The sequence below is a fragment of the Streptomyces sp. NBC_00286 genome (assembly GCF_036173125.1).
Lineage (GTDB): Bacteria > Actinomycetota > Actinomycetes > Streptomycetales > Streptomycetaceae > Streptomyces.
In genome coordinates this window covers 2502563-2527245 of record NZ_CP108054.1, presented here as the reverse complement: position 1 = coordinate 2527245, position 24683 = coordinate 2502563, and the positions used below count along the sequence as shown (strand labels likewise).

Sequence of the window (24683 nt, the reverse complement as noted above, 5' to 3'; positions counted from 1 at the left end):
TGGTTGCTCGGCCGAGTTGATCAGGCACCGTCGGCAGATCAGTGTGCCGGTGCGGTCGACTCGGCCGGCGGCCGGGAATCCAGGGACCCGGCTCCCGGGGCCCGCGACGACTCGTCAACGCGCCCCGGGCACAGGAGCCACCTTCTGGCCAAGGGCCCGCATCCCCGGCGGACTTGTTCCGCGGAGGCTCTCCGCATGGCGCGGGCAGGTGCGGTCACCAGTCAGGGACGCGCCGGCTCGCCCTCCCGCAGCTGCCTCCGCAAGATCTTGCCGGAGGCCGCCTTCGGTACCGCCTCGATGAACTCGACCCGGCGGATCTTCTTGTACGGGGCGACCTGGCCCCCGACGTGGGCCATCACCTCGTCGGCGGTGATCGACGCACCGGGCGCCGGCACCACGAACGCCTTGGGTACCTCGTTGTTCTCCTCGTCGTTGACGCCGATCACCGCCGCGTCGGCGATGTGGGGGTGGCTGAGCAGGATCGCTTCGAGTTCGGCCGGTGCCACCTGGTAGCCCTTGTACTTGATGAGTTCCTTGACCCGGTCGACGATGAACCAGTTCCCGTTCTCGTCGACCCGACCGATGTCGCCGGTGTGCAGCCATCCGTCGGCGTCGACCGTCGCGTCGGTGTCCTCCGGGCGGCCGAAGTAGCCCTTCATCACCTGCGGTCCCTGGATCCACACTTCGCCCGGTTGGCCTGCCGCCACGTCCAGCCCGGTGACCGGGTCGACCAGGCGCGCCCGAGTCGACGGGAGCAGGTGTCCCACGCACGCGACGGGTTCGTCGAGGTTGCCGTCGGCATGGAGATGCGAGGCGGGGGACAGCTCGGTCATTCCGTACGCCTGCCCGATCTCCACGCCCAGCCGGTCGGCCACCGCCGCCTGCAGTCCGGCGTCGAGTGGCGCCGCGGCGCAGATGACGCGCCGCAGATGCGACAGGTCCAGGTTTCCGACCGCGGGGTGCTTGGCCAGCACCAGCATCACCGGCGGGGCGACGTAGGCGTGGGTGATCCGGTCGCGCTCCAGGCTGGTCAGGAACGCGTCGAGGTCGAACCGGGAGTGCACGTACACGGTCGCACCACGGTGCAGCGCGTTGTTGACCAGCGCGGTCAGCCCGAAGATGTGGAAGAAGGGCAGGATCGCGATGACGCGGTCGTTCTCGTCGATCCGATGCAGGCCGTTCATCTGTTCGAGATTGGTGCACAGGTTGCGATGGGTCAGCATCACGCCCTTGGGCACACCCGTCGTGCCGCTCGAATATGGCAGTACGGCGACATCCACGGCCGGATCGAGCTCGAACGTCGGCACGTCGCCGTCCCTCAGCAACCCCAGCACCGAACGGTGACCGTCCGCCGTGTCACAGACCAGGATCTCGATGTCCCGGCCGGTCTGCCGCCGGACCAGTTCGACCGCGGCCCGCGCGCTCTCGATCAGCGCGGACACACTCACCATCAGCCGTGCCTCGGCGTCGATCAACTGCTTGGCGATCTCAGCCGGCGTGGCCAGCGGCGACAGCGTGGTCACCGTCCCGCCCGCCGTGGTGGTGGCATAGAGGACCACGGGGAACAGGATCGTGTTCGGCGAGTGCAGCGCGACCACGTCCCCCTTGCCGATGCCCTCGGCGGCAAGGCCCGCCGCCAGTTGGCGGACCAGCGCGGCCAACTCCCCGTAGGTGAGTGTCCGTCCGCTGGACACGTCCACCATGGCCGGCCGCGTTGCGCGTCGTGCGGCCTCGCCGAGCACCCATTCATGGACGGGGCGATCGACGACGGCGACTTCCGGGTACTTGCTCTTGTAGATCATTGAATCTCCGCTTCTTGGTCTGCTGCATCGGTCGAAACAGCCGTTGGTCGTTGTCCGGGCGGCCACTGGTTGGGGAGCCGAACGGTCTGCCGGGGCCTGGTCGTGCGGGTTCGGTGGCATGTACAGATGGAGGTTTCCAACCCGCGCGGACCCGGGCCGGGGTGAGCCGGCCGGGGTCCACGGGCCGATCCGAGGGGCCGCGGAATCCGCGACGAGTGGGCGGCCCGGCCGCAGGTGGATGCGGGACGGTGACGACCAGCCACACATCCAGCGGTCCGCCCCCCCCCCTCGGAGTACGTATCGTCGGGGCCCCGGTGTCTGCTCGGCCATCCGGAACGTGCGTTCCGGGCCGAATCCGCAGGCTTCAACCGGATCAACCTGCCCTATCAACCTGCCCTCGATGACAGGGAGTTCGCCGTGGTAGCCGATCCAGGCCGAACAGCTGGCGAGCCGGGGACGGATACCGGCGCCGAAGACGATCAGGATGCCCACGTGGCCCCGCGCTCCTCCACCACGCGGCGGCCGAGGGGGCACACCGGCAGGGCGTCGGCCGGTGTGCCCCCTCGGCCACCGGGCGGGGTTACTGCGTGATCTCGGTGACGTCGGCCAGGATCTCGGGGGTCGATACCCAGCTCCTCCGCGGCCTTGATCTCCTCGTCGGAGACCTTGCGGACGACGGACACCTTGCCGCGGGCGGTCTCCGGGAAGGTGCGGCCCACGTAGGAACCGGAGTCGCCGGCGTTCAGCCTCAGGTTCGCGTTGGTGACCAGGGTGCCGTCACCGCGGACGGGGACCAGCTGGTGGGTGTCGGTCCACAGCGCGCCGGCATGGTTGGCGGGCACGTCGAACGTCACACTTACGCTCTTGTTCTCGAAGGCGGACACGCCATAGCGCGTGGTGAAGCCCAGCTCGACAGACGCGCTCACCGAGGTTTCCACGGAGACGCTCGCACCCACGCCGAAGGGCGTGGCCGATGCCTCCACGCCCGCCGTGACGCCGACGGTGATCCCGGTGCTGAGGGCGAACTCCTCCCACCTCTCCTTCGAGACGCCCTCCTCGACCGTCTCGGAGATCTGCCCGCCGCCAGCGCTCCGGAAGTCGACGTGGCGGATGAGGTCGTACTGGCGCTTGCGCTTGATCTTGTAGAAGGGGGAGTTCGCCACCTTCCACGCCTCGGTGCGCGCATCGTCCTTGCCCATGAAGTAGGGCACGGTCACGGCCCGGTCGGTGACGATTGCCTGGGCCGGGGGCGCGTTGTAGGACTCCAGCCGCAGTTCGGGAGCGTGGTCGGCCTTGCCGACGACGGCGGGCAGGTCCAGCACCCAGGTCACGGCCGTCGGCCCGTGCGGCGTGTTGGGGCCGCAGCTGAACGTACCGGCGGGCAGGAACAGGTGCTCCTCGGTGTCGTCGAACGGATACAGCGAGGGCGTGATGGCCCAGAGGCCCTTCCCGTTGTCGATCGTCCGAAGGGGAAGGCGTCCGAATTCCGCGCGGCGTACGTAGGGGCGTCCGTTGTGCTCCTTCTTCACGCACGCGATGCCCAGGACGGAGGTGCCGGGCTTCTCCATCTGCCTGGCGGCGACCGCCGTCACCACGTCTCCCAGAGCCATGCACCCGGCCGGCGGGACAGGACGCCACACCACGATGCCAAGGAAGCCGGGGAGGGTGGGGATACGCCCCATCAACTGGAAGCCGGCGGGCGGCTTGAGCAGGTTCTGGCCGGCAGAGCGGTCCCTGACCACGAGCTCGCCGTACTTGCCCTGCCGAATCGACACGACGAAGCCCCCGTAGACGCTTCCCAGTGTGCGCCATTTCCCGGTCCGGGAAGCGATTCCGGCATGTAACAAGCCGTTCCATTGGGTGGTGTATCCGATCTCCAGGTCGCCGTAGCGTTGAGTGATCATCTGGTTGTCCCCCTGTGGGTCTTCCGGCAGGATTCCGTCACGTCTGTCGGGACCTTGCCGACTCGGTCATCGGTGTCCTGTCGGACCGGCGGCGCCGGCCCGCGCGAAACGGTTTGCCAGGACCGTCGCAGCGCGTGTGTTCCGATGGTCGGGCCTGCCGCCAGGCCACCGCTTGGTGGAACTCTGAGGCTTTTCTGAGGAGCAGCTGAGGGCAACCTCGGCCAACAGGTCGTGTCGGCGAAGAGCGTCAGCGCTTGTGTCGGCGAGGGCCGTCCAGTCGCTGGTGCAGGGTGACTGTGGCGTGGCATGAGCCCGGCGCCTTCACCTGCTGGCAGGTCGTTACCGCTCAGGTCGACCATCGGTACTGTCGGTATCGGTTTCGGACATGGCCGTGCAGCCACGGTCGCGGCTGACCTGAATCGACAGCCGGGAAAGCCGGAATGCCGCTTCGGGCTGTGCCGGGGGAGCCCTGCCCTGCAGAGAAGCAATCCCGGACTGCCGTTCGCCGGCCCATGGCGGCGGCGGTCGCGACGGTGACCGTCGCCTCGGCCATGGGCCCGGCGGTAACTCCGCGGGGCCGGTCAAGCCGGGGCGGATCACGCGGTGTTCATGCAGGGCAACGAGCTCGACGGCAGCACGGCCCATCTCTTCGGGCGCGGGAGGGGTGGCGCCCTGAGCGCCGGCGGCCGCTACGCCACCGGCGGTAGAGGGTGTGACCAGGTCGACGCGCCTATCGACTCCTTCGCCTCCCAGTGTTGCAGCGCCGAGGTGTCGTCGCAGACGAGGGAGTACGTCCGCACCCGCATGCCGCTCCCGGACCAGGCCCAAGCTCTCCGCCTACCGGACGGGACGCATCGTTCGCGCAAATTCCTCCCGCCCGAGTGCGAAGCAAAACGCCTGTAATCGGGTGAACCAGACAACCCGTCACTTTGCCCAGGCCCTGCCGTGAGCTCACCAGGACCCGGTGAGCGGGAAGATCACAACGATGAGGAGTACAAACCAAACTTCTTCCTCGAAGAAATGGATCAGTTGGAGCGTGTGCTTCCACCACTGGTGTGCATGCTGGTCTCTTCACCCTGCCCGACCTGAGCGATGGATGGCGTGACGCGGTTGCCACCAAACGGCGATCACGACATCGTGGCCCAGCGAGTCATCGACGTTGCGATGCAGGGCGAGATCGACGATTCGATCATCGCTGGGCCGGAAGGGACGGTCCGGATCCGGCATGCCGAGCAGCGGCCCCAATGCATCGATCGCCGGCTTCCAGAGTGTTGACCAGTTGCGTCCGGCGGACACCCGGAAGCAGAGCTGGACCTGCAGCGGCCCCTCCGGAGCCGGTTCCGGGTGCGCCGCCCGGCATGCCTGGTGGATGGCTTCTTTCCATGCGGCCGAGGTGGCGGACACGCTGGTGCGCACGGACAGTAGGGGCGGTACTGCGGCACGGTCCGGCCCCTGCCGTAGGGCCGGTCCGACGGCGATCGTGGAGGAGGCGTCATGGCGCTTGCGGGCGAAGACGGCGTCGAATCGCCCGGCCCCGAATCTGCGTGCCAGGGGAAACAGGTAGTTGTCGAGGTCGTGGCCGCCGCGAGTCAGCGCCACGTGGTCGGCGAGGCCGACATCGAGCGCCAAGGCCAGGTGGGTGGTGTCCTCGGCGAGGACGGGGCCGAACAGGGCCGCGACGGAGTCCAGGTAGCCGCGCAGACGCTGCTGGCTCGGGTGTGCGGTCGCGTCCCAGCTCTCCAGGACGGGCGGTTCCGAGAGCTTGACGGGCGTGACAGCGGGGCGTGAGAACAGTGAGGACATGCGGTCCAGTCTCCTCGGCCGACGACCCTACCCAGAGGTCTGCGGAGCCTGCTGAGTCTCTGGACAGTTGTCTCCCATGCTTCGGGTTACCGGTGTTGTTGGAAGGCGACTGCGTCAGGGTTGTTGGTGAGCCACCAGTGGCACACGTTCCAGTGATTGTTCTTGCTCCCGGCGTCGTCGAACGTCACGACGGCCACGACCAGGCCGCTGCAGTTGGGGCTCGGCGAAGTGTGCATGCTGCACGTGCGGTCGTTGTCGGGCGATGCCGCTTCGATGGCCGTGATGACGGACTTCATGGCGGGAGCGTACGGGCGCTGACGGTCACACTGCCAGGCGGGGAACCACGCCGCCGGGAGTGCGTATGGCGGAAGGGGTGTTCGTCCATGCCGCAGGTGACGGAGAGGCACCGGCCGGTCGAGGCCGCGGAGCGGTACATCATGCCGAAGGAGAGCCTGCCGGTGGCCAGGACCGCGTTTTCGGCCGGGTCGCCCGCGAACGTGACCTGCCCCCAAACCGGACCAGCGCCGGCAGGGGTTGGCTCCTCATCCCCTCAGCGTCCTTGAGGAGACAGGGCGAGGCCCATGACCGGCCGTGCTCACGAAGCGGGGTGCCCATGGAACCTCGGCAGGCCGTTCGCAGCGGCGTCCGACGGAGTCTCGCCTATTGGAAACCGCCGGGTTGATCCTTTGCCCACCATAGGAACGCGGCGGAGTGCTGTTGGTTGGCGAAGCCATCCCCGGCCAGCGTGTGGAGGAGGTCGTTGCTCCACAGGATCAGCCGCCCGAGAGTCCAGTTCACCGACTCGGGCGCCGGCAGCTCCAGTCCGTAGACCATCCGCGCGATCTCGCGCTTGCCGCCCGCCTCCGTCGTGTACTTGAGGATCGTCAGGAACCGGTCGGACTGCATGACGCAGAGAACCCTCGTGAGGAGTGCCTCCTTGAAGCCGGTCATGGCGAACGGCTTGGTGCCGTCCAGCAGATGCTGCACCCGGTCTTCGAGCGGCACGTCATCAGGTCCGTACAGGAGGTACGCGATCGTCTCGCGGGTCGCCTTCCCGGCAGCGGCGTCGCCCATGTCGTTCCACGCGGAGTTGAAGGTGGCCTGGTTGCCGGGGCGGGCGCCGACGTCGGAGTTGGCGAAGTCCTTGAGCACCCTCGGGTGGCACGTTCGCAACCCGTCGGGGGAGAAGATCCTCTGGTACTTCGCCCAGTAGGCCGCTACGTGAATGTCGAAGTCCGGCTTGGTGGCAAGGTACTGCGACTTGAGTCGAGCCGCCCGTTCCAGCCACTGGGGCTTGACGTCCTCGGCTTTCGGGAAACGAGCCTTGAGGTCGCTGAAGGAATGGGACGGCCTTTTCGTCGGGGGCGTGGGCTGCCGGTGCTCCCATTCGTAGCCGCACCGGTGCTTGACGACCCGACATCCGTCATCGAGAGTGCGCACCAACTCGATGTCCTCGTCGTCGCTGCACAACGGGCACATGGCCAACCCCACGACTACCCCCGCTCCACCAGTGCTCGCGCCTCACCATGAGCCGATGCGCTCTTCACCCAAGGGCCACATTCTCACAATCTGGATCCGTCTCGATACCAGGTGCGTGCGTACCTGAACCGGCCTTTGTGGGGCTTCTCTTGATGCATCGGACGGTGTCGATGGCGGGGACTTCAGGGTTCCGGCAGCGTGCTGGTAGGCGCGGATCGAGGTGGAGCCGATGGTGGTGTGCCAGTCGATGCTGTGCCCGGCGTCGCCGACAGGTGGACCAGGGCGCGTATACGGAATCGAGACCATCGTGTGTCCCTTTCTCCTGCAACCTCAGAGCTGCCCAGCGTGTCCAGGAACGGGGCGGTGGCCGGACGCCCGGCGGTCGCACGCTCTGTCGCAGGTCGTGGCAGAGGCTTCATCTGTGGAGAAGAGGACTCGCCATGCTCGATCTCAGAGGTGTGTCGGTGATGGCGGTGATGGGCGGCATCCTGGTGCTGACAGGTTGCGAGGATTCGTCAGGCTCGCACGCCGGACCGGGCGCCCCCTCCTTGTCGCCTTCCGTGAACGCCTCTGTCTCGGCAGGCGCCCCTTCGCACGTCCCTGCCGACACCATGCCCTCGGCATCTGCCGGCACCACGCCCACGCCATCGCGCACCTCTGCCGCTCCGGCCGGGGTGACGACGTCCCCCACTCCCGCCGGAACCGCTGCTTCCGCAGACCGCTCCAGCTGCCACAACCTGACCGCCACCAACGCGGTGAAGGCCGCTGTGACGGCGGCATACCAGCGCCGCTTTCCCCGCTTCGCCCATATCCAGCCGGTGCCGGGGCAGTTCTTCTACGGCCAGTGCGGCGGCGTCCGCTACGCCGCCACCCGTTTCGAGTCCACTCCAGGTGCCACGTACGAGCAACTCGTGAGCATGCAGGACGAGGGCGGCGCCACGAAGTACTTCCGCAGTACGTCCGCAGGGAACTGGAGCTACGTCGCCAGTGACGGTTTCCCCCGTGGGCCGCAGGGCTGCGGCGATGTCCCACAGATTCCCGAGGCCCTGGCCGCGGTCTGGAGGAACTGCTCGGTCATGTAGCCGAGCTTGTGAACGGCTGCGACTCGAGCAGCCTTCCGGTCCGGCTCGGCGGGCTCGTTGTGTTTCCGCTTCGCCGCCCTTCTTGGTGTCCTTGCCGCTGAACAGGAGCGGGTCCCGTCGAGCCGGCCCCGGGCCCTGGTCCCTGACGGACCAGGTGAGCGGCCCGGTGGCGGGCTGCGGTACCCGCGCAGTCCGGACGGGCGGAGACTTCCGGATTCCGGCAGCGACGACGGATCGTGCGCGGGGGCAGACTTCGCGCTGAGGAAGCGTGGAAAGGGAGCGGGACGTGACGGTTTTCCTGTGGTGCTGGATCGGCCTGTTCACTGCGGTATTGCTGCCTCTCGGCATCGCCATGCTCCGTGGCTGGGCACCGAGGAGGGCCCGCACACGGTGGTCCCCGGCGCGGATCCGAGTGCAGGGGGTCTCCGCGCTCGTGCTGTACGTGGGCGGCGTGGTGCCGGCGGTGGCCGAACTGGCGGGCATGCCCAGCGAGGCAGCCGGCATCCTGGGCTCCGCGACCTCACCCCACCTGCTGTTCCTGAGCCTCGGGTTGCAGGGCGGCGCGGCCATGACCGACTGGTTCGGACGGCGGACTCAGCCGCTGACGGGCCCGTCCGAGGCGCAGCCTCGGCGACTGGACCGACCCACATCCGGAAGGCGAGGGCCCACGGTGCTGAAGAGCCGGGTGCGAGCGAAGTACACGCACCTGTTCACGTCTCCTGCGGCCGCCCGGCAACGGGCCCGCCGCTGGACCGCCGTCGCTGGCGCACTGGTTACGCCCGTCACGACACGCCAGTCACGGCTCGCCCTCACTCTGTCCGAGCCCTGTCTCGACGAAACCACCACACCGCTGCAGAACTCCGATCCATGCAGGGGGCGTCGTGCGGTTTGAGGGCTGCGGGGCCGGGGCGAGACTTGGCTTTCTGGGGAGCGCGAAGCCGGGAGGTACTGCTCGTGCACGCTGGTCGGGAACTGGACCGATGCGGCAGCGCGACCTGGCGACCGAAATCGCCACGTTCGAAGCCGACCCACCGGAAGAGACTGGACGACCACCGCCCACCAGGTGACCCGTACAAGAACGAAGAACAACCCCACAACGCGATCACAGCCAGCCTCGGACCACCGGGGCTGGCTGTGATGCATACAACGCCGCACCACAGCAGGCCAGTGCGGCCACAACCCCGTGCCGCTGCCATCCGTCACCCCGAACAGGCTCGAACAGACCCAAGGAGCAACGAAAATCCCGCCCGATCCGAAGATCAAGCGGGGTTCCGTCAACCAATCCTGAGCTAACTCAAGAACGGTGCACTTGTCGAGATCAGAGCGCTTGAAGGGAGGGAGACCGCCGGAGACGTCCGTGTCCATCGTTCACGCGACGATTCTTGCGTCGCGACCGGGAGTATCGACCCAGTGCTGGATATGGTCCCGCTGGCGGGGGATCGCGGTCGAGTTGTCGGTTTCCGCGGAGAGGCGGAGGGAACCCAGAACGCGCAATGTCATGGTCGGGACGCCACCCACACATGGTCGATACCCGAGCAAAAAGACTTTGGCGCTTCAGATTGGGCACAACCGGTCGGCAAGGGGTCTGCAGGGTGTGATCTTCACGCGGGATGACCGTGCCGGCGAGGGCAAGTTGTCGTCGCGTTTGGGCTTGGTCACGGACGCGGTTGGGGCGGCTCCGGGCATGGACCTGTACGGGTACCTGGTGGAGCAGATGTCGCACGGTGCCAAGGTCGACTACGTGATCGTGGACGAGGCGCAGTTCCTCGCGCCGGAGCAGATCGACCAGTTGGCCCGGATCGTGGACGACCTCGTCCTGGACGTCTTCGCGTTCGGCATCACCACGGCCTTCCGCACCAAGCTCTTCCCCGGCTCCCAGCGCCTGATCGAGCTCGCCGACCGTGTGGAGACCCTGCAGGTCGAGGCGATGTGCTGGTGTGGTGCGCGGGCGACGCACAACGCCCGTACCGTGGGCGGGGAGATGGTCGTCGAGGGCGAGCAGGTCGTGGTGGGGGATGTGTCCCGGTCGGCGGCCGAGGTGGGGTCCGAGGTGCAGTGTCGACGCCATCACCGTCGGCGGATGACGAGTTCCGCGTCGAGGGCGGGGACGCCGTCGCCGGACGTGCTGCCGGTCTCCTCCGCGTGACTACCGGTCGGAGGGGGAGGCGAGAGGCTGCTCGCTGATCGTGCCCGTCGCAGTGGAGCGAGCGTTCGGGGCGTGGTGCGGCGGTGAGTTCTGGAGCGGATGGCGCGGGGGAGGCTCTGGGTGGTGGACTCAGGAGGTGTATGGGCCCTGGCGGATGCTCTTGGCCGCAGGCGTGGGTCCCCGCCTGGGACCCGGAAGAGGCGGGCCCCGCTCGCTACGGGCCGAGGAAAGCTCGATCCTCGCCACGGATGACACGGCCTTCCCAGGTCTCCCGTTGCAGGGAGTTCTGTCCCGCTTGCCGTAGACGGAGCTTCTGGATGGTCGGGGAGCCGCCCCATGATGCCCAGAGCGTCTCCTGAACCTTCTGCCCTTGGTGACGCACGAGTTCAGCCAGGACGATCGGGCCGCCGGCCAGCGAGAGCGCGGTGAGAACCCGATACAACATCCGGAGCCTTGCCGAGCCCCTTCTCCATCAGCGCCATCACGATACTCATCAGTATGGTCACGATCGGCGGAGCCGTCGTGCTCCCGCCGCCTGTGGTGTGGGATGACTGGAACCAGGAACACGATCAAGAGGGCGCACAAGGCGTACAGGGCACCCAGCCAGTAATACGGGCCAGGCCAGTAATACGGGCACGAGAAGAGAAGGAAAAAGGGGGAACGATGGCACGAGCGAAAGCGCAGAGCGTACGGAGGATGGCCTCAGCGGTGGCCTCCGGTGCCGATCCCCGGCAGGCGGCCGAGGAGGAAGTCCGGCGGCGCACAGGGCGGTCGGCCGGCAGGCCGCAGAGCCGGGGGCAGGCCGGCCAGGGTCGGGACGACGCCGACGAGGAGTCGTACGCGCCGGAGGAAGAGGGCATGGACCCCGCCGACTTTCCGGCCGCGAGGGAACAGGGCGGCTCCATCGCCACGGTCATGGCGCAGAAGACCGTCTCTCTCGACGAGGCCGGCGAGGCGCTCAACCAGAGCGAACAGCAGCGTGAGGGCGGCGAACAGGTCCATGCGATCTGCCCGATGGTGCTCCCGAAGGGTCGCTCGTTCCTGAGCATGCTCCCGGTGCTGTCGCTGCTCGTCCTGGGCGCGGTGGGCACCGCGGTCGTGTCGACGGTGGACGACTCCCCGCTGACCAACCCGCTCTTCGGGCTGCACTACTGGGTCATCTCCGTGGTCGCGGTCGCCTTCGTGTGGTGGCGGCAGGGCATGGTGATGGTCCCGGACGGCTGCCAGGCCCTGATCACGCGCTTCGGGAAGCTGGAGAAGGTCGTCGGCCCCGGCCGGGTGATCCTGATCAGCCCGTGGAAGCGGGTCTCGTACATCCTCAACACCACCCGCGAGTACCCGTTCAATGCGCCCGTGCGCGAGGCGCCGACCAAGGGCGGCGTGAAGGCCTCGATCGACCTGTTCATCCAGTTCCGGATCAGCGACGCGACCGAGTTCGTCTACACACTGGGTGCGGTACGCGGCTTCGAGGAGAAGCTGAGCAACGCGGTGAGCGAGACGATTCGCAGCCTCATCTACGAGCAGGAGGCCGCCGGGATCTACGACATGGTCGGCGAGGACACCGGCCGGCTCCTTGAGCAGCTGAACCAGCAGTTCCGGCCCGCGGTCGAGCTGACCAACGCCAACATCACGCACGCCGAGCCGTCCGATCGCAACTACCGGATGGACCTGGCCGCCCCGGAGATGGTGCGGATGGCCAAGGAGGCGTACACCCACGAGTACGCGCTGATGCTCCGCAAGGAGCAGGACGAGGGCGACCTGAGCAAGGAGCTGGCGACCAGCCACGAGACGCTCTCCGCGATCCAGGCCGATATCGCCCAGTACCAGGCCCAGATGGACACCGCCGTGGAGCGCGAGACCAACCGCGCCCAGGCCCTTGCCCGCCAGCGCTACGTACAGGCCGAGTCCGAGGCGAAGGCCAACGCGGCGCTGCTGGAGGCACAGGCCCTCGACATCCGCGCGGTCACCGCGGCCGAGGCTCCCGAGATCCTCGAGTACCGCTACCAGCAGCAGATCCTCGACACCCTTGAGCAGGTCGCCGACCATCTGCCGCGCCTGGTCCGCATCGGCGGCTCGGCGGACGGCAACAGCGCCGCCGGGGTCGACTTCCTGCAGCTGGCCCGGGAGATGGTCGGCGAGCGCGGCGAGGAACTGTTCAGCGAGGCGGACATGGCCGCCATGCGCGGGCAGCTCGCCGCGATCGGCGACCGTATCGCCGGCCGCGAGGACGAGATAGTGGTGCTGCTCCAGGCCGAGCGGCCCACCGTGCCGTCGGCCGACGGCGGAGCGCCGACGGGCTCTTCGACCGGCCAGGAGACCGCCGAGCAGGCGAAGGCGTCCGAGGTTCCCGATTTCTCCGAGGAGGCCGGTCAGTGAGTGCCGCACGTATGAACCGCAGGTCGGTCATCTCCGAGGCGGTCGCGCCCTGGAGCGATATCGCCCAGCTGCTGCGCGGCGGCGAGGCCGGCACGCTGATCCCGGTCATCATCCCCCGCCACCGGCGCAGGCTGTGGTGGATGCTGCCGCTGTGGCTCGGCCTGTTCGCGCTGCTCATGGGCGTGATGCTGTCGCTGCGCGAGGCAGACTCCGACGGCTCGGCGGACTTCGCCTACGGCGCACTCGCCGGGCTCGCCTACGCGGTCGGCGGCCTGCTCCTGATCATCGGCGCGCTGTGGTGGTGGCGCTCCTCGATCGTCGAGATCGAGCAAGGCACCAACGGTGTCCTGACCCGCTACGGCGCGGTCACCCGCACCCTGGACGCCGGCCGCCACTACCTCTGGCACCCCTGGTCGAGGGTGGACTTCGTGGTCGACACGGCCACCGAGATCCCGTACTCCGCCCCGGTGATGGCCTGCCCGACGCAGGAGAACGTCCCGCTGCGGTCGATCGAGTTCTTCCTGAAGTTCCGCATCACGGACGCGGTCCGGTTCGTCCGCACGATCGGCGCCGGCAACTTCGACCTGGTCCTGTCCAGCGCCGTCCAGGACGCCATCCGCCAGCGCGCCCGCAAGATGCGCACCGAGCGGGCGTACGACCTGCGCGGCTCGGACGTCGCGGACATGCAGGAGCTGCTCAACCGGCAGCTGGACCGCTACGGCGTGCGCATCACCGGCTCCAACATCCCGGACGTCCAGCTGCCGGCCCAGTACCAGCAGCACCTGGCGACCAGGGAGCGGGTGGCCAAGGAGCGCACCGCGTACGAGCAGGAGTGGGGGCTGACCCGCAAGCGCCGTATCGACAGCCTCGGTATGGACATCGAGCGGGCCAAGAAGGTGCGCGACGCGCGCATCGTCGAGGTGAAGGCCGCGCTCAACAACGCCCGCGAACAGGTCGCCCAGCTGTTGGAGGAGCAGGAGACCAACGCCCAGCGTGTGCGGTTCGAGATCGAGACCCGCGGTCGCAGCGGCCTGATCTCCGCCGAGAACGAGGCCCGCGCCCAGCGCGCCCTCGCCAAGGCCTACCGCGACAACCGCGCGGTGCTTCAGTACGAGCTGGCCCGCCGCCGCCTCGAAGTGGGCGCGGAGCTGGCATCGAAGGCACCGCAGCCGGTGGTCGTACGCACCGACGGCGGCAGCGGTGACACCTCGGCGCTCTCGACGCTGCTCGCCGCGCAGCTGCTGCCGCGGATGACGGCGCTGCCCGCGGCTCCGACGCGGTACTTCGAGGACGGGCAGCCGGACGGGGACGACGACGCCTGAGGCGAGCGTCACCCGCCACGCTCAACCCGGCGGCTCCCGGCTCCAGGCTGTCCTCGGAGCCGGGAGCCGCCGTTGCCGCCGTTGCCGCCGTTCTCTCGGGCCCGCCCCTGGACAGCTGTCGGCGGGCAGGGGACATCAAAGGATCCCAAGATGATTCGGCCGGGCCCTTCGTGACGTAACGCCGACCTGCGAGGGGGCGTACGCACCGAACGCGGCGGCCGCCGCGCCAAGGGCTGGTCGTTCCGCGGCCTCTGTGACCTGACCCTATGAGGGAGGGCTGGGGCTTCCCCTTCTGGTGTGTTCGGAGCACCCTCGTGAGGGGAGCCGAGTCCGGGTCAGGAGGCCCGCGATGCAGGCTTATGTGGCTATATGTGCACCGCCGCCGGTCGCAGATCGCCGTGATGGACGAGGGCGGCCGGACGACGGTGAACCGGAATGTGCCCAACGGGCGTGAGCCGGTGCTGGGGGTGATCGGCGATCTGCCGGTGGGCACGCCGGTGCGTTCGAGGCCGTGTTCGTCTGGGGCTGGCTGATCGAGCTGCTCCAGGATTACGTAATCGATGATCTCAGGCACTCGTGCGCCGTATGTGCAGGTGGCCATCGCGGGGGAAGGAGGGCGGTGCCGCGGGCAGGATGGTGTCGAAGTCGTAGCGGCTCTTCTGCGCAACCCGGCACGATGCCAGGTTGTCCACCTGGTGCAGGAGTTCGAGACGCTCCAGCCCGTCGGCTTCGAAGGTGTCGAAGGCCCAGCTGGTGAGTGCCTCCAGAGCGCGGGGGGCCACTCCCCGCCCGCGAGCGTGCGCCGCGGTCCAGTAGCCCACTTCGGCCGCCGGTTTGCCGGAGGTGACTTCCTTGAGGACCACGTTGCCCACCAACTGTTCGCGAACTGAACCGGGTTGTGCCTCAAGGACGGCGAAGCCGAACCGGTCCCCCGCTGCCCAGCCCCGCTGCTGGGCCTGCACCCACCGTGCCCCGTCGGCATCGTTGTCCACGACAGAGATCGCCCACTGGCGCAGTGCGGGATCCCGGCTTACCTCGACCAATGCGGCAACGTCCTCCATGCGCCAGGGGCGAAGAACGAGAGCGGGAGAGGCCGGCGACGCGGCCACCTGAAGTACGACGGGGGCACTCATCAACCGATCATATGCGGCGGCGTTTTCACCCGACGCCAGCCGCGTCCAGCCTATGCCGCCTTGCGACCGCCCCGTCACTGCTGTGTCCGGACGCGCAGAGCCTCGACGGACCAGTCGAACACCGGCGCCAGACTCTCCGGGGCCGGCCAGCCGTTGACCACTGCGAGCAGCTGGAGGTACCGCTCCCTGCGGGGGTCATTCACGCTCTCCAGCCGAGTCGCCAGCCGGCGGCGAAGCTCGACGTCGTCGGGGCGGCCGAGGAGGTACGCGTAGTGCGCCGTGAACGCCGCGACGATCGGATCGGCCTGGGGCGAGGCCGGGTCGATGCCTGCGGTCAGGGCCGGGCCGGCCTGGTCACGGACGGCTGCGGAAATGTCGCGGCGCGGGCCCATCATGTCGCTTCGGGCCTGCTCGGCTGCCTGGTCCTCGGCCATCCGCCGCATGACGGCGCGGAAATCCGGGTCCAGGGATATTTCGACCAACTCCACCCACGCCTGGACCTGTTCCGCCTCCAGGTTGTCGGGCAACTCGGGGGTCATCGAGCGCATGACCCCCGCGAATGCGGGGGCGGCGTCAAGACCGCCGAAGACGGCGTCGAGGAAATCGCCGATCAGACGTCGGCGTTCGTCCTCGGAAAGCTGGGCCAGCCGGTGCATGAGTTCCGTCTCCTCAGGTGTGGACCCGCGCTCGGCCACCGCCGTCAGCACCGCGCGCCGCAGGCGCAGGACGCGGATCTGCACTGCCAGTGCTTCGGCGTGCGCCGCGGCGACCTCGGGAAGCGAGAGCTCGCGGTCCAAAACCTTGCGGATCGTGGGAAGGTCCAGTCCCAGCTCGCGCAGGGTCCGCACGAGCTCCAGGCGTGCGACGGCGTCGATGCCGTAGAGGCGGTAGCCGGCCGGGCTACGGTCCGTCGGCGCCACGATTCCGCGATCGGAGTAGAACCGAATGGTCTTGACCGTGAGACCGGTCCGCCGAGCGAGCTCGCCGATCGAGTAAAGCGTGTCGCCGTCCATGCCCCCACCTTTGTGTCTCCCCCTACTGGAGACTCAAGTCCCTTCGCCTGCCAGCAGGCAACCACTCCTCATCCACAAGTCTTGACAATTCCTCGTTGTCCGCGCCCCCGGTCGGCATGCGCGCTTGTCTTTCGGCCGGCAACTGCGCCAGTTCCGGGGCCTGTTCGGCCTCTCGCCCCCAAGAGGCCCAGTCGGGGCGGCCCGGCACGCCGAGCGGCCCGGCACGCCGCGCCGCTCGGCCGCACGTCGGCCCACCTCGCCGGTGAGTGCGGACAGGGCGGCGTCTTCGGGCAGGAAGTGGTCCGCATTGACGAGTACGCCGCCGGGGCGCAGCAGTTGGTGCAGTTGTCCGTAGACCTCCAGGAGGCTCTTCTCCGGGAGGTAGTGCAGCGCCGTGCTGGACACCACGGCGTCCAGGGGACGGCTCAGCTCCAGCGCCTCGATCCAGCCGTCAGTCCCGATCACCGTCTCGACCAGTCGGATGGTGCTGCCGTAGGAGGCGCGGCCGAGGGCGAGCAGGAGTGGATCAGCATCCACCCCGACGACCTCCCAGTGCGGGTGCGTGACGGCGAGCCGTGCGGCCAGACTGCCCGGGCCGCAGCCCAGATCGGCGACGAGGGGGTTTGCCGCGCCCTGCCCGGCATGTGCGACTACGTCGGCGATCACTGTGAAGCGTTCTTCGCGCCCGATGGCGTAGTGCTCCTGCTGCGCGTCCCAGCTGTGGATCCATCGGTCGGCTGTCTCCGTGCTCATCTTCACCATCGTGGGGCGTCTGCTCCTTGCCGGTCGGTGGGAGTCGCGCAGGCCCGGGCACAGGTGCTCGATGTGGTGCACGGCCTGGTCAGGGGGTTGGGCGACGTGGTCGTCGTACAGGCTGTAGACGGTGCGGCGGTCGCCGCGGCGCCCGGTGACCAGACCGAGCATGCGCAGCGCCCGCGGAGACCGCGGCCTGCTCCATGCCGACGGTGGCGGCCAGTTCTCCGACCGGGTACGGGGAGTGCCGCAGGGCGGTGAGGGTCAGCAAGCGGGAGGGCGGGGCCAGCGCCTGCGGGGTGGCGGCGACGGAGGAGGCGGTGGCGTCGTCGGACTTCGAGACCTGTTGCTCGACGGGGTTGCCCGACCCTTCACTCCGGATCACCCCCTGAAGTCCGGCCGTCAGATAACGAAGAACGTAAATGTAAATGAAAACGATGTCCATCTGGCTTGGAGGCCAGGACGCCAAGTGAGCCAGCGCGACCTCGAGGGACCGCCGCTGTTGCGGCCAGTCCTCCTCCGGGCCCGCCGCCAGCACCGCGTACTGCGTGCCGGTCGCGGTCATGAAGGCGCGGTAGACGACCTGGCGTCGGGTGCCGTCCTGGCTGTGTAGGCGTACACCAGTTCGGCCGCGGGCGGAACCTGAAGGCGCCCATGTGCTGGGGGAGCTGTCCGAACTCGATCCCGGCTGACGACTGATGGCTGATGGTCCGACTCGGGTTCGGGAGAGCGTTCCGTCGCACCCGATGTCACGTCAGGACCGGGTAAGGACAGGGCGTCGAGGCCGAAATCCCGGGGCCCCTCACCGGTTTCGTGCGAAGATCTCCAGGCCCTCTCGGGCTCCACCTGCCGCTGTACCGATTCCTCGGAGAACCCATGCGCCGCGCCCGTCTCGTCTCCGCCGCTGTGCTCCTGTTATGCACCGCGTGTTCCAGCGGTGCGGACCGTGACTCGGGGGAGGGGGCGAAGAAGGCCGTGGATCATGGGGCGGCGGTGCGTGCTGCGATCGAGAGGACGAGCGCGGACAGCGCTCGCGTGGAGGAGAAGATCGAGCTGCGGTCCACCGACAGCCCCACGACGTACGTGCTCACGATCGCCGGTGCCTTCGATCTGGCGGGTGACCGGGGCCGGCTCACGGTGGAGATCGAGGACAGCGGCATGGACCCCGTCGAGGAGGTCTTCGTCGGCGACACCGTCTATGTGCGGGGCTCGCAGGCGGTGGACGAGGGCGAGTGGGCCTCGGCCGACCGGAGCGAGGCTCTGAGCCGCTACTTCCTGCGGGCGCCGCTGAACGACCCCGAGCACCTGCTCCGCCAGATGAAGGCGATGCGGCAGGTGTCGAACGAGGGCGAGGAGCAGGTGAACGGCGCCCCTGCGGTGCACTACCGGGGCACGATCGACCACGCCACCGCGACGTACCGGATGACGACGCAGACGAAACAGGGCATGGACAAGCTGCGCAAGAAGCTGGGCGACGACATGCCCGTCTACGCGGACGTGTGGGTCGACGGGAAGGGGCGCGCCGTCCAGGCCCGGCTGTCCTTCTTCGGCGGGATGAGGGCCATGACGACGATGACGCTGTCGGACTTTGGGACATCGGTGAAGGCCGAGGCGCCGCCGGCCAGGCTGGTCGTTCCCGTGACGGTGGGCGAGGACGTCCTGCTGGCCTGAGAGGGGCGAGGCCAGCGCGGGGGCCCCTGGATGACAGTCAGGTTGAAGGGGGCGGCGACGGGGACGACACCGCCAGCCTGCGGCTGCGCGGACCGGCTTGCCGCGTGCCTGAGTTCTCACAGCCGGGATCTGCGGTACGCCAAACCTGGCAGGGCCCGCTTGCGGGAGGTGCGTCGAGGGCGGGGACGCTGTCGCCGGACGTGCTGCCGGTCTCGTCCGCCTGAGTGCCTGCCGGTCGGAGGGCAGCCGACAAGCGATGGCAGCCCACATCCAATGGCTCGTCTCAGCGGCGCGTGCTGCCGCCGTCCGCGGCGATGATCTGCCCCGTGATGAACGCGGCGTCGTCTGAGGCGAGGAACGCCACGACGCCCGAGACGTCGGCCGGCAGCTGCACCCGCTTGATGTTCTGGATCCGTACGGTCTGCTCGAAGAAGGACTCGCTCGTGTTCTCCACGGCCGTGGCCGTCCGGACGAGGCTCGCCGCGACGCCCTTGACGGTGATGTGGTGCGCGGCGAGGTTGGCGGCCAGGACGGAGGTGAGTCCGTTCAGCGCGCCCTTGGAAGAGACGTACGAGACGAAGGGAGGCGGCGGAGTCCAGTAGCTCGAGGATGTGATGTTGACGATCCGTCCTGAGCCGGATGCCTTCAGGTCCGGCAGGAACGCCCTGGAGGTCAGGAAGGCGCCGTCCACGTTGACGGCGAAGGTGCGGCGCCACTCGTCGTAGGTCACGTGGTCGATGTCGGCCGGCAGAACAACGGCCGCGCTGTTCACCAGGATGTCGGCGGCGCCGAGTTCACTCCGGACCCGCGCGGCGAACTCATGGATCGCGTTTGCGTCCGAGATGTCGATCTTGTCGCTGAAGAACCTCCGGCCGGCTTCTGTGACGAGTTCTCGCGCCTCGTCGGCTGGATCGACGTCCGCGACCGCGATGTCCGCTCCCTCCGACGCGAGCCTGCGGGCGATCTCCTGCCCGATACCGGCGCTGCCCCCGGTCACGACCGCGGTCCTGCCCGTCAGTCTCCCAGCCATGGCTCATCTCTCCTTGGTCAGCGCTCGAACGGAACCGGAGCGGGTGCGCAGCCCATGCGGCGACCGGCGCCGGTAAGGCTGTCACTCATGGATGGTGCGCATCGAGGCCGCCGCTGACTGGTGGCTGTTCGTCTAATGAACATGCCCATTGAGCGTGACGGAGCTCACTCCCTAGCTTGTCGCTGCTCGGCAGGCCGGGGGTCACGAGGCCGAGCGTCCGGAATCAGATCCGGAATGAGTTGTGGTCGAAGAGCTACGCGGAGGCCACTCCGCAAGGGCTCCTGGGACGGTTCGGCAGCGGTGTTGCCGGGGTGGCCGAGACAGAAGCATCCGTACCGAGGTCCGGCGGCGAACGCCGGTGCCACAGCTGCGCGCTGCGCGCAAGGAGTCACCCATGGTTCAGATCGATTCACCCAGTGCGACATAGGGCGAGGGTGGGAGATACACCCTGAGCTCAGGCACGCTGGCCGCGGTGGTGCTCGCCGTGTGCCTCGCGCAGATGGCCCTTTCCGTCCCGGCCCTCATCAACGGGTTGATCCAGCAGGACCTCGCCCCGACCTCGGCCCAACTCACGTGGATCACCGACGCGTTCATGCTTCCCGTCGCCGCGCTGGGACTGGGCTTCGGCGTGTTCGGTGACCTGTTCGGCCGCAAGCGCTTGCTCGTCGGGGGCACCGCGCTCATCGTCGTGGGCTCGGCTCTCGCGGTCCTGGCGCCGGGCGCGGGCACCTCGAGCGACACCCGGGTGACGTGGCTGATCCTCGCCCAACTCCTCAACGGCATAGGGGCCGCGGCCGTCTTCCCGACGAGCCTCGCCATGGTGGCGGCCGGCACGCACACCACGGCAACCCGCGCGCGTGGCGTGGCGGTCTGGGCCGCCGCGCTCTCGGTCGGCGGCTTCCTCGGACCGCTGCTGGCAGGCGTCGCCGGCAAGATCGAACTCGGCTGGGCCGGGAACGCGAACTGGCGCTGGGCCTTCGTCGGTGGCGACGATCCTCGTCACCGGCGACGGCGCGGTCGGCTACAGCCTCGCCGAGTTCGACTCCCTCGTCCGGGCGGGACTCCCGGTGATCGTGATCGTCCTCAACAACCAGGCGTGGGGCGCCACTCTGCACACCCAGCAGTTCCTCTTCGGCCAGGACCGCGTCACCAACAACCGCCTGGAGAACGGCTCTTACAGCGGCGTGGCACGAGCGCTGGGAGCGGACGGCGTCGAAGTCCGTGAACTCGACCAGCTTCGCCCGGCGATCGAGGCCGCCCTCGCGGCCCGCCGGCCGGCCTGCATCGACGTACGAGTGAGCCTCGGGCCCATCCCTCCGGAGGAGCGCGTCCTGAACGGCGGAGCTCCGTTCGGCGGCGTCGAGATCGACGCATGAGCCACTACGCCCGCCGACCAGGCCCCGCCCCCTGATCGCAGCGCTTCCTCGGGCCCTCAGGGGCGGTCCCGCCGGACCGCCCCTCCAAGCGTGGAGCCACGTGGCAGTGGCTTCAGTTGACCGGTTCGCCGGCCCAGGCCGCCTTCAGCAGCGCGGTCAGGTTCTCGTCGGTGACGGGGGCCGGGTTGTTGGCCGGGATCGCCTTCATGATCGGCGTCAGCGCCTTGGCGATACCGTCCTCGGGCATGCCGTAGTGGCGCAGCGCCCGCGGCGCGTCCAGCACCTGGCGCAGGGCGGCCAGCCCGGCGCTCGCCGTCCGGGTGCGGAAGACCGCGCCGAAGGCCTCGGCGATACGTGCCTCCGCCTCGGGGGCGTACGGGGCGTTGAAGCCCAGTACGTAGGGCAGGACGGTCGCGTGGGTCTGGGCGTGCGGGAGGTTGAACATGCCGCCGAGGACGTGGCAGATCTTGTGATGCATCCCGGAGCCGGCCGAGGCGAACGCGACAGCGGCGAGGTAAGCGCCGTACAACGTCTGCTCGATGCCCTCGACGCTCGTCGAGTCGTCGGCCACCGTCGGCAGGCCGGTCGCCAGCCCGCGGATACCTTCCTGCGCCAGCGCCCGGTCGATCGGGTCGGTACGCGGCCCCCACATCGAGTCCACGCAGTGCGCCAACGCGTTCAGGCCGCTGGCCACGGTCATCTCGCCGGGCAGCGTGGTCAGCAGACCGGCGTCGTACACGACCGACGCGGGCAGCACCTTGCCGTCCACACCGGTGGTCTTGGTCTCGCCCTCGGTCAGGCCCCATACGTTGGTCGCCTCGGAGCCGGCGTACGTGGTGGGTACCGCGACGATCGGCAGCCCGGTGCTCATCGCAACGGCCTTGGCCAGACCCGTGGTCGAGCCGCCGCCGACGCTGACCAGGATGTCCGCGCCCGCGTCGGCCGCGGCCTGACGGGCTCGCCGGGCGACCTCGACCGGTACGTGCATCACGACCTCCTCGTGACGCAGCACGACCGGGATCTCCTTGGCGATCGGGTCGGCCAGTTCCTTCTCGCGGTCCGACGCGATCAGCATGACCCTGGAACCGCCGAGCGCCTCGACCTCCGCCGCCACGGCGACGGGCGACTCCCCGGCCGCGAACACCACCCGCTGGGGAAGCGTCTCGTGTGTGAACCTCATCGCCTGCTCCTTCGGTGGCTCTTCGGCCGGGTCGACTGCATGCGGATGACGGACTGCATCTGACGGACTGCATCAGTCTCCGGCCAGCCATTGCGCGCCTTCGGAGTAGAGCTGCTCGACCGCCGGGCCGGTGAGGCCGGGTAGTCCTTCCCGCACCGTGAAGCCCGCCTTGGTCTGCAGGTAGGCCAGGTGCCGGTAGCCGGTCGGGAAGCGGTTCAGCAGCTCGGGATCCAAGGTCAGAGAGGCAGCGGGGTCGACGACGTCGAGCCGGTCCTTCTCATAGATCGGCTGCCGGCGCACGAGGGTCCAGCGCCCCTCGTGGCGGGACAGGAAGTCGTAGAAGCGGCCGGTGCAGACGACATCGACCTCGACGCCGTCGATGTTCGCGCGCTGATTGATCGTCATCTTCGTCTGGGCGATGGCCCGGTCGCCGGCGATGTCCGCGGTGTGGCCACCGAGGAAGTGGAGGATGCTGACTCCGTTCTCGAAGCCTTCGCGGCTGGCCTTGATGAAGTCGGTGGCGCTTCCCTGGAACCAGGTGGCGCTCATCCGGCCGTCGCGCGGATGCCAGACCGTGGCGAAACGGCTCCACTCCCCGGCATCGCGCCACAGCACCCAGTTCTCGATGAGCTGCCGGATCTCGTGGCGGTCGTTGTCGGCCTGCGACACTGTTCGATCTCCGATCGGATCTTGTTCTGCGGGTTGCCCAGCTTCTGCGGATTGCGCTTCTGCGGTGTGCACAGCCATGCAAGCAAGGGCCGGGGTCCGGCGCACGCCGTGTCACGTGCGCCGTACGACCTCGTCGCCTCGTCAGATGGGGTAGTGGCGGGACCCGGACTGGATGGTGATCCAGCGCAACTCGGTGAACTCCTCCAGCGCGGCACGGGAGCCGAATCGGCCCCAGCCGCTGGCACCGACCCCGCCGAAGGGCATCTGGGGTTCGTCGTGCACGGTGGCGCCGTTGATGTGGCAGATGCCGGACTTGATGCGGCGGGCCACGTCGAGCGCCGCGGCCGCGTCCTTGCCGAAGACCGAGGCGGAGAGCCCGTACTCGGTGTCGTTGGCGACCGCGACGGCTTCGTTCGTCGAATCCACCTCGATGATCGAGACCACAGGTCCGAAGGTCTCCTCGCGGTAGATGCGCATGCCCGGCATGACTCCGCCCAGCACGGTCGGCCGCACGAAGAGGCCGTCGGCCGTGCCACCGGTCAGGACTTGCGCACCCTTGTCACGGGCGTCTTCGATCAGCGCGATCACATGGTCGCGGGCGTTGGCGTGGACCAGCGGACCGATCTGTGAGCTGGGGTCGCTCGGGGGGCCGACGACGAGCTTGGCGGCACGATCGGCGAGACGGGCGGAGAGTTCGTCGGCGACAGTCCGGTCGACGATGACCCGCTCGGTCGACATACAGATCTCGCCCTGGTTCATGAAGGCACCAAAGCTGGCCGCCGCCGCGGCCTCCTCCAGATCCGCGTCGGGAAGCACCAAGAAGGGCGCTTTGCCACCGAGTAATGCACCCGCACCCGCCCAACCGCCGGAGGCACCCCGCGGGGAACTGCGCGACCAGCCACGACGGACCGTCAGCCGCCCGACCGCCGGAGGCACCCCGCGGGGAACTGCGCGACCAGCCACCACGCACCCGCACCCGCCCAACCGCCGGAGGCACCCGCGCCACAGTCCAACCCCGCTTCAGAACATCGCCCGAATGATCCCCACGGTCCGCTCCAGATGCGGCTCGGAGCGATCGGCCCGGTGCGCGACGGCCAGCTCCACGCGCGCGTCGGCCCCCGCCAGCGGCAGGTAGGCAACCCCGTCAAGCGCCAGCGCGGTCACCGGCTCAGGCACGACGGCAACGCCGAGCCCCCCGGCCACAAGCGTGACCAGCGTCGAGGTCTCGCCGACCTCATGGCGGATGTGCGGCTCGACGCCCGCATCCCGCAGAAGGCCCAGGACAACGTCGTACATCACCGACCGCCGGTCAGCAGAGTGCACGATCAGATCGGCACCCGCCAGGTCCACGACCCGCAACCGTTTCCGGCGAGCGCGAGCGAGGGAATGGTCGACCGGCACAGCCACGACGAGCCGGTCCCGTCGCAGCGTATGCACGGTGAGGGAGAGGTCCGCCGCCACAGGCCGCAACAGCGCGACATCGATCGCACCGGTCCGCAGCGCCTCGACCTGGTCGGGCGCGAGCATCTCGCCGCGAAACGAGAAGTCGACGCCGGGCAGCTCCTCCGTGAGCTGACGCGAGAGCGCAGGCAGGACGCTGTACGTCGCCGAGCCCACGCACCCGATCGCGAGGTGCCCCACCGAGCCGGCGGCGACGAGCCGCGCGTGATGGGCGGCCTCGTCGACGTCGGCGAGGACCGCGCGCGCCCGCTCGAGGTAGGCCCGCCCGGCCTCGGTGAGGTCGACGCGGCGTGTGGTCCGGTGGAGCAACTCGACGCCGAGCTCGGCCTCGAGCTGGCGGATCTGCTGGGACAGCGGTGGCTGGGCCATGTGCAGCCGCTCGGCGGCACGGCCGAAGTGGCGCTCCTCGGCCACCGCCACGAAGTACCGCAGGTGGCGCAGATCCATATCTCATCCATATCAATCAGCCCGGATATGCGTACT

21 protein-coding genes and 1 pseudogene are annotated in these 24683 nt (G+C 68.9%); 8 read left to right on the top strand and 14 right to left on the bottom strand.

The genetic code is table 11. From position 1 onward, the window contains the following. Positions 1–221: 221 nt before the first annotated feature. The 5 genes from OHT21_RS11430 to OHT21_RS11410 all read right to left on the bottom strand — a co-directional run bounded on the left by OHT21_RS11430 (position 222) and on the right by OHT21_RS11410 (position 7000). Positions 222–1802, bottom strand: a complete 1581-nt coding sequence (locus OHT21_RS11430; RefSeq protein WP_328768163.1) for an AMP-binding protein — start codon at positions 1800–1802, stop codon at positions 222–224. A gap of 479 nt (positions 1803–2281) precedes the next feature. Continuing rightward, positions 2282–3706 carry a hypothetical protein gene (locus OHT21_RS11425; protein ID WP_328768162.1) on the bottom strand — a complete coding sequence of 475 codons (1425 nt, stop codon included), beginning with the start codon at positions 3704–3706 and terminating at the stop codon, positions 2282–2284. A gap of 1071 nt (positions 3707–4777) precedes the next feature. Continuing rightward, entirely contained in the window at positions 4778–5509 is a 732-nt protein-coding gene (locus OHT21_RS11420; RefSeq protein WP_328768161.1) for a hypothetical protein, read from the bottom strand. Between the two features lie 86 nt (positions 5510–5595). Beyond that, positions 5596–5805: a hypothetical protein gene (locus tag OHT21_RS11415; RefSeq protein WP_165339163.1), complete on the bottom strand. Its 210-nt coding sequence runs from the start codon at positions 5803–5805 to the stop codon at positions 5596–5598. 364 nt (positions 5806–6169) lie between these two features. After that, positions 6170–7000 (bottom strand): hypothetical protein, encoded by an 831-nt coding sequence (locus OHT21_RS11410; RefSeq protein WP_328768160.1) that lies wholly within the window; start codon positions 6998–7000, stop codon positions 6170–6172. Positions 7001–7428: 428 nt separating this feature from the next. Here OHT21_RS11410 and OHT21_RS11405 point away from each other — a divergent pair, with 428 nt between their 5' ends. From OHT21_RS11405 to OHT21_RS11385, 5 genes are all read left to right on the top strand, one after another. Further along, positions 7429–8070, top strand: a complete 642-nt coding sequence (locus OHT21_RS11405; protein WP_328768159.1) for a hypothetical protein — start codon at positions 7429–7431, stop codon at positions 8068–8070. A gap of 286 nt (positions 8071–8356) precedes the next feature. Further along, the gene (locus OHT21_RS11400; protein WP_328768158.1) at positions 8357–8962 is read left to right on the top strand and encodes a hypothetical protein; all 606 of its coding nucleotides are present in this window, start codon (positions 8357–8359) and stop codon (positions 8960–8962) included. A 606-nt stretch (positions 8963–9568) separates the two neighbouring features. Then, on the top strand, positions 9569–10216 hold the full coding sequence (locus tag OHT21_RS11395) for a thymidine kinase (protein WP_328768157.1): 648 nt from the start codon (positions 9569–9571) through the stop codon (positions 10214–10216). A 663-nt stretch (positions 10217–10879) separates the two neighbouring features. Then, positions 10880–12592, top strand: a complete 1713-nt coding sequence (locus OHT21_RS11390) for an SPFH domain-containing protein (RefSeq protein ID WP_328768156.1) — start codon at positions 10880–10882, stop codon at positions 12590–12592. Further along, complete coding sequence (locus OHT21_RS11385; RefSeq protein WP_328768155.1) at positions 12589–13914, top strand: SPFH domain-containing protein; 1326 nt, start codon at positions 12589–12591, stop codon at positions 13912–13914. Before OHT21_RS11390 ends, OHT21_RS11385 begins: the two co-directional genes overlap by 4 nt. Before the next feature lie 566 nt (positions 13915–14480). Here the strand turns inward: OHT21_RS11385 and OHT21_RS11380 are convergent. The 4 genes from OHT21_RS11380 to OHT21_RS44640 all read right to left on the bottom strand — a co-directional run bounded on the left by OHT21_RS11380 (position 14481) and on the right by OHT21_RS44640 (position 17378). After that, positions 14481–15047 (bottom strand): GNAT family N-acetyltransferase, encoded by a 567-nt coding sequence (locus tag OHT21_RS11380; protein ID WP_328768154.1) that lies wholly within the window; start codon positions 15045–15047, stop codon positions 14481–14483. A 74-nt stretch (positions 15048–15121) separates the two neighbouring features. Next, complete coding sequence (locus tag OHT21_RS11375; protein ID WP_328768153.1) at positions 15122–16060, bottom strand: MerR family transcriptional regulator; 939 nt, start codon at positions 16058–16060, stop codon at positions 15122–15124. Between the two features lie 33 nt (positions 16061–16093). After that, a complete protein-coding gene (locus OHT21_RS11370; protein ID WP_443050344.1) occupies positions 16094–16984 on the bottom strand; it encodes a class I SAM-dependent methyltransferase in 891 nt (296 codons plus the stop codon). After that, the gene (locus OHT21_RS44640; protein WP_443050343.1) at positions 16902–17378 is read right to left on the bottom strand and encodes a hypothetical protein; all 477 of its coding nucleotides are present in this window, start codon (positions 17376–17378) and stop codon (positions 16902–16904) included. The genes OHT21_RS11370 and OHT21_RS44640 overlap by 83 nt, the downstream gene beginning before the upstream one ends. Before the next feature lie 311 nt (positions 17379–17689). On the opposite strand from OHT21_RS44640, the gene OHT21_RS11360 reads away from it, so the two are divergent. Further along, a complete protein-coding gene (locus OHT21_RS11360) occupies positions 17690–18484 on the top strand; it encodes an LppX_LprAFG lipoprotein (RefSeq protein WP_328768152.1) in 795 nt (264 codons plus the stop codon). Between the two features lie 283 nt (positions 18485–18767). Here the strand turns inward: OHT21_RS11360 and OHT21_RS11355 are convergent, their stop codons facing one another. Next, entirely contained in the window at positions 18768–19514 is a 747-nt protein-coding gene (locus OHT21_RS11355) for an SDR family NAD(P)-dependent oxidoreductase (protein ID WP_328768151.1), read from the bottom strand. A 499-nt stretch (positions 19515–20013) separates the two neighbouring features. Between OHT21_RS11355 and OHT21_RS11350 the strand changes: the two are divergent. Next, positions 20014–20436, top strand: a pseudogene (locus OHT21_RS11350) (MFS transporter); the annotation flags it as partial. A 61-nt stretch (positions 20437–20497) separates the two neighbouring features. Beyond that, on the top strand, positions 20498–20890 hold the full coding sequence (locus tag OHT21_RS11345; RefSeq protein ID WP_328768150.1) for a thiamine pyrophosphate-dependent enzyme: 393 nt from the start codon (positions 20498–20500) through the stop codon (positions 20888–20890). 112 nt (positions 20891–21002) lie between these two features. Here the strand turns inward: OHT21_RS11345 and OHT21_RS11340 are convergent, their stop codons facing one another. The 4 genes from OHT21_RS11340 to OHT21_RS11325 all read right to left on the bottom strand — a co-directional run bounded on the left by OHT21_RS11340 (position 21003) and on the right by OHT21_RS11325 (position 24647). Next, positions 21003–22070 carry a maleylacetate reductase gene (locus OHT21_RS11340; protein WP_328768149.1) on the bottom strand — a complete coding sequence of 356 codons (1068 nt, stop codon included), beginning with the start codon at positions 22068–22070 and terminating at the stop codon, positions 21003–21005. A gap of 72 nt (positions 22071–22142) precedes the next feature. Continuing rightward, on the bottom strand, positions 22143–22817 hold the full coding sequence (locus OHT21_RS11335; protein WP_328768148.1) for a nuclear transport factor 2 family protein: 675 nt from the start codon (positions 22815–22817) through the stop codon (positions 22143–22145). A 63-nt stretch (positions 22818–22880) separates the two neighbouring features. Further along, positions 22881–23675: an aldehyde dehydrogenase family protein gene (locus OHT21_RS11330; RefSeq protein ID WP_328774044.1), complete on the bottom strand. Its 795-nt coding sequence runs from the start codon at positions 23673–23675 to the stop codon at positions 22881–22883. An 84-nt stretch (positions 23676–23759) separates the two neighbouring features. Further along, a complete protein-coding gene (locus OHT21_RS11325) occupies positions 23760–24647 on the bottom strand; it encodes a LysR family transcriptional regulator (RefSeq protein ID WP_328768146.1) in 888 nt (295 codons plus the stop codon). Positions 24648–24683: the final 36 nt, after the last annotated feature.

Coding starts and splice junctions, on each gene's coding strand:
- OHT21_RS11430 (WP_328768163.1), bottom strand. CDS start 1,802: ATGATCTACAAGAGCAAGTACCCGGAAGTCGCCGTCGTCGATCGCCCC.
- OHT21_RS11425 (WP_328768162.1), bottom strand. CDS start 3,706: ATGATCACTCAACGCTACGGCGACCTGGAGATCGGATACACCACCCAA.
- OHT21_RS11420 (WP_328768161.1), bottom strand. CDS start 5,509: ATGTCCTCACTGTTCTCACGCCCCGCTGTCACGCCCGTCAAGCTCTCG.
- OHT21_RS11415 (WP_165339163.1), bottom strand. CDS start 5,805: ATGAAGTCCGTCATCACGGCCATCGAAGCGGCATCGCCCGACAACGAC.
- OHT21_RS11405 (WP_328768159.1), top strand. CDS start 7,429: ATGCTCGATCTCAGAGGTGTGTCGGTGATGGCGGTGATGGGCGGCATC.
- OHT21_RS11395 (WP_328768157.1), top strand. CDS start 9,569: ATGGTCGGGACGCCACCCACACATGGTCGATACCCGAGCAAAAAGACT.
- OHT21_RS11390 (WP_328768156.1), top strand. CDS start 10,880: ATGGCACGAGCGAAAGCGCAGAGCGTACGGAGGATGGCCTCAGCGGTG.
- OHT21_RS11380 (WP_328768154.1), bottom strand. CDS start 15,047: ATGAGTGCCCCCGTCGTACTTCAGGTGGCCGCGTCGCCGGCCTCTCCC.
- OHT21_RS11375 (WP_328768153.1), bottom strand. CDS start 16,060: ATGGACGGCGACACGCTTTACTCGATCGGCGAGCTCGCTCGGCGGACC.
- OHT21_RS11370 (WP_443050344.1), bottom strand. CDS start 16,984: ATGCTCGGTCTGGTCACCGGGCGCCGCGGCGACCGCCGCACCGTCTAC.
- OHT21_RS44640 (WP_443050343.1), bottom strand. CDS start 17,378: ATGACCGCGACCGGCACGCAGTACGCGGTGCTGGCGGCGGGCCCGGAG.
- OHT21_RS11360 (WP_328768152.1), top strand. CDS start 17,690: ATGCGCCGCGCCCGTCTCGTCTCCGCCGCTGTGCTCCTGTTATGCACC.
- OHT21_RS11355 (WP_328768151.1), bottom strand. CDS start 19,514: ATGGCTGGGAGACTGACGGGCAGGACCGCGGTCGTGACCGGGGGCAGC.
- OHT21_RS11340 (WP_328768149.1), bottom strand. CDS start 22,070: ATGAGGTTCACACACGAGACGCTTCCCCAGCGGGTGGTGTTCGCGGCC.
- OHT21_RS11335 (WP_328768148.1), bottom strand. CDS start 22,817: ATGGCTGTGCACACCGCAGAAGCGCAATCCGCAGAAGCTGGGCAACCC.
- OHT21_RS11325 (WP_328768146.1), bottom strand. CDS start 24,647: ATGGATCTGCGCCACCTGCGGTACTTCGTGGCGGTGGCCGAGGAGCGC.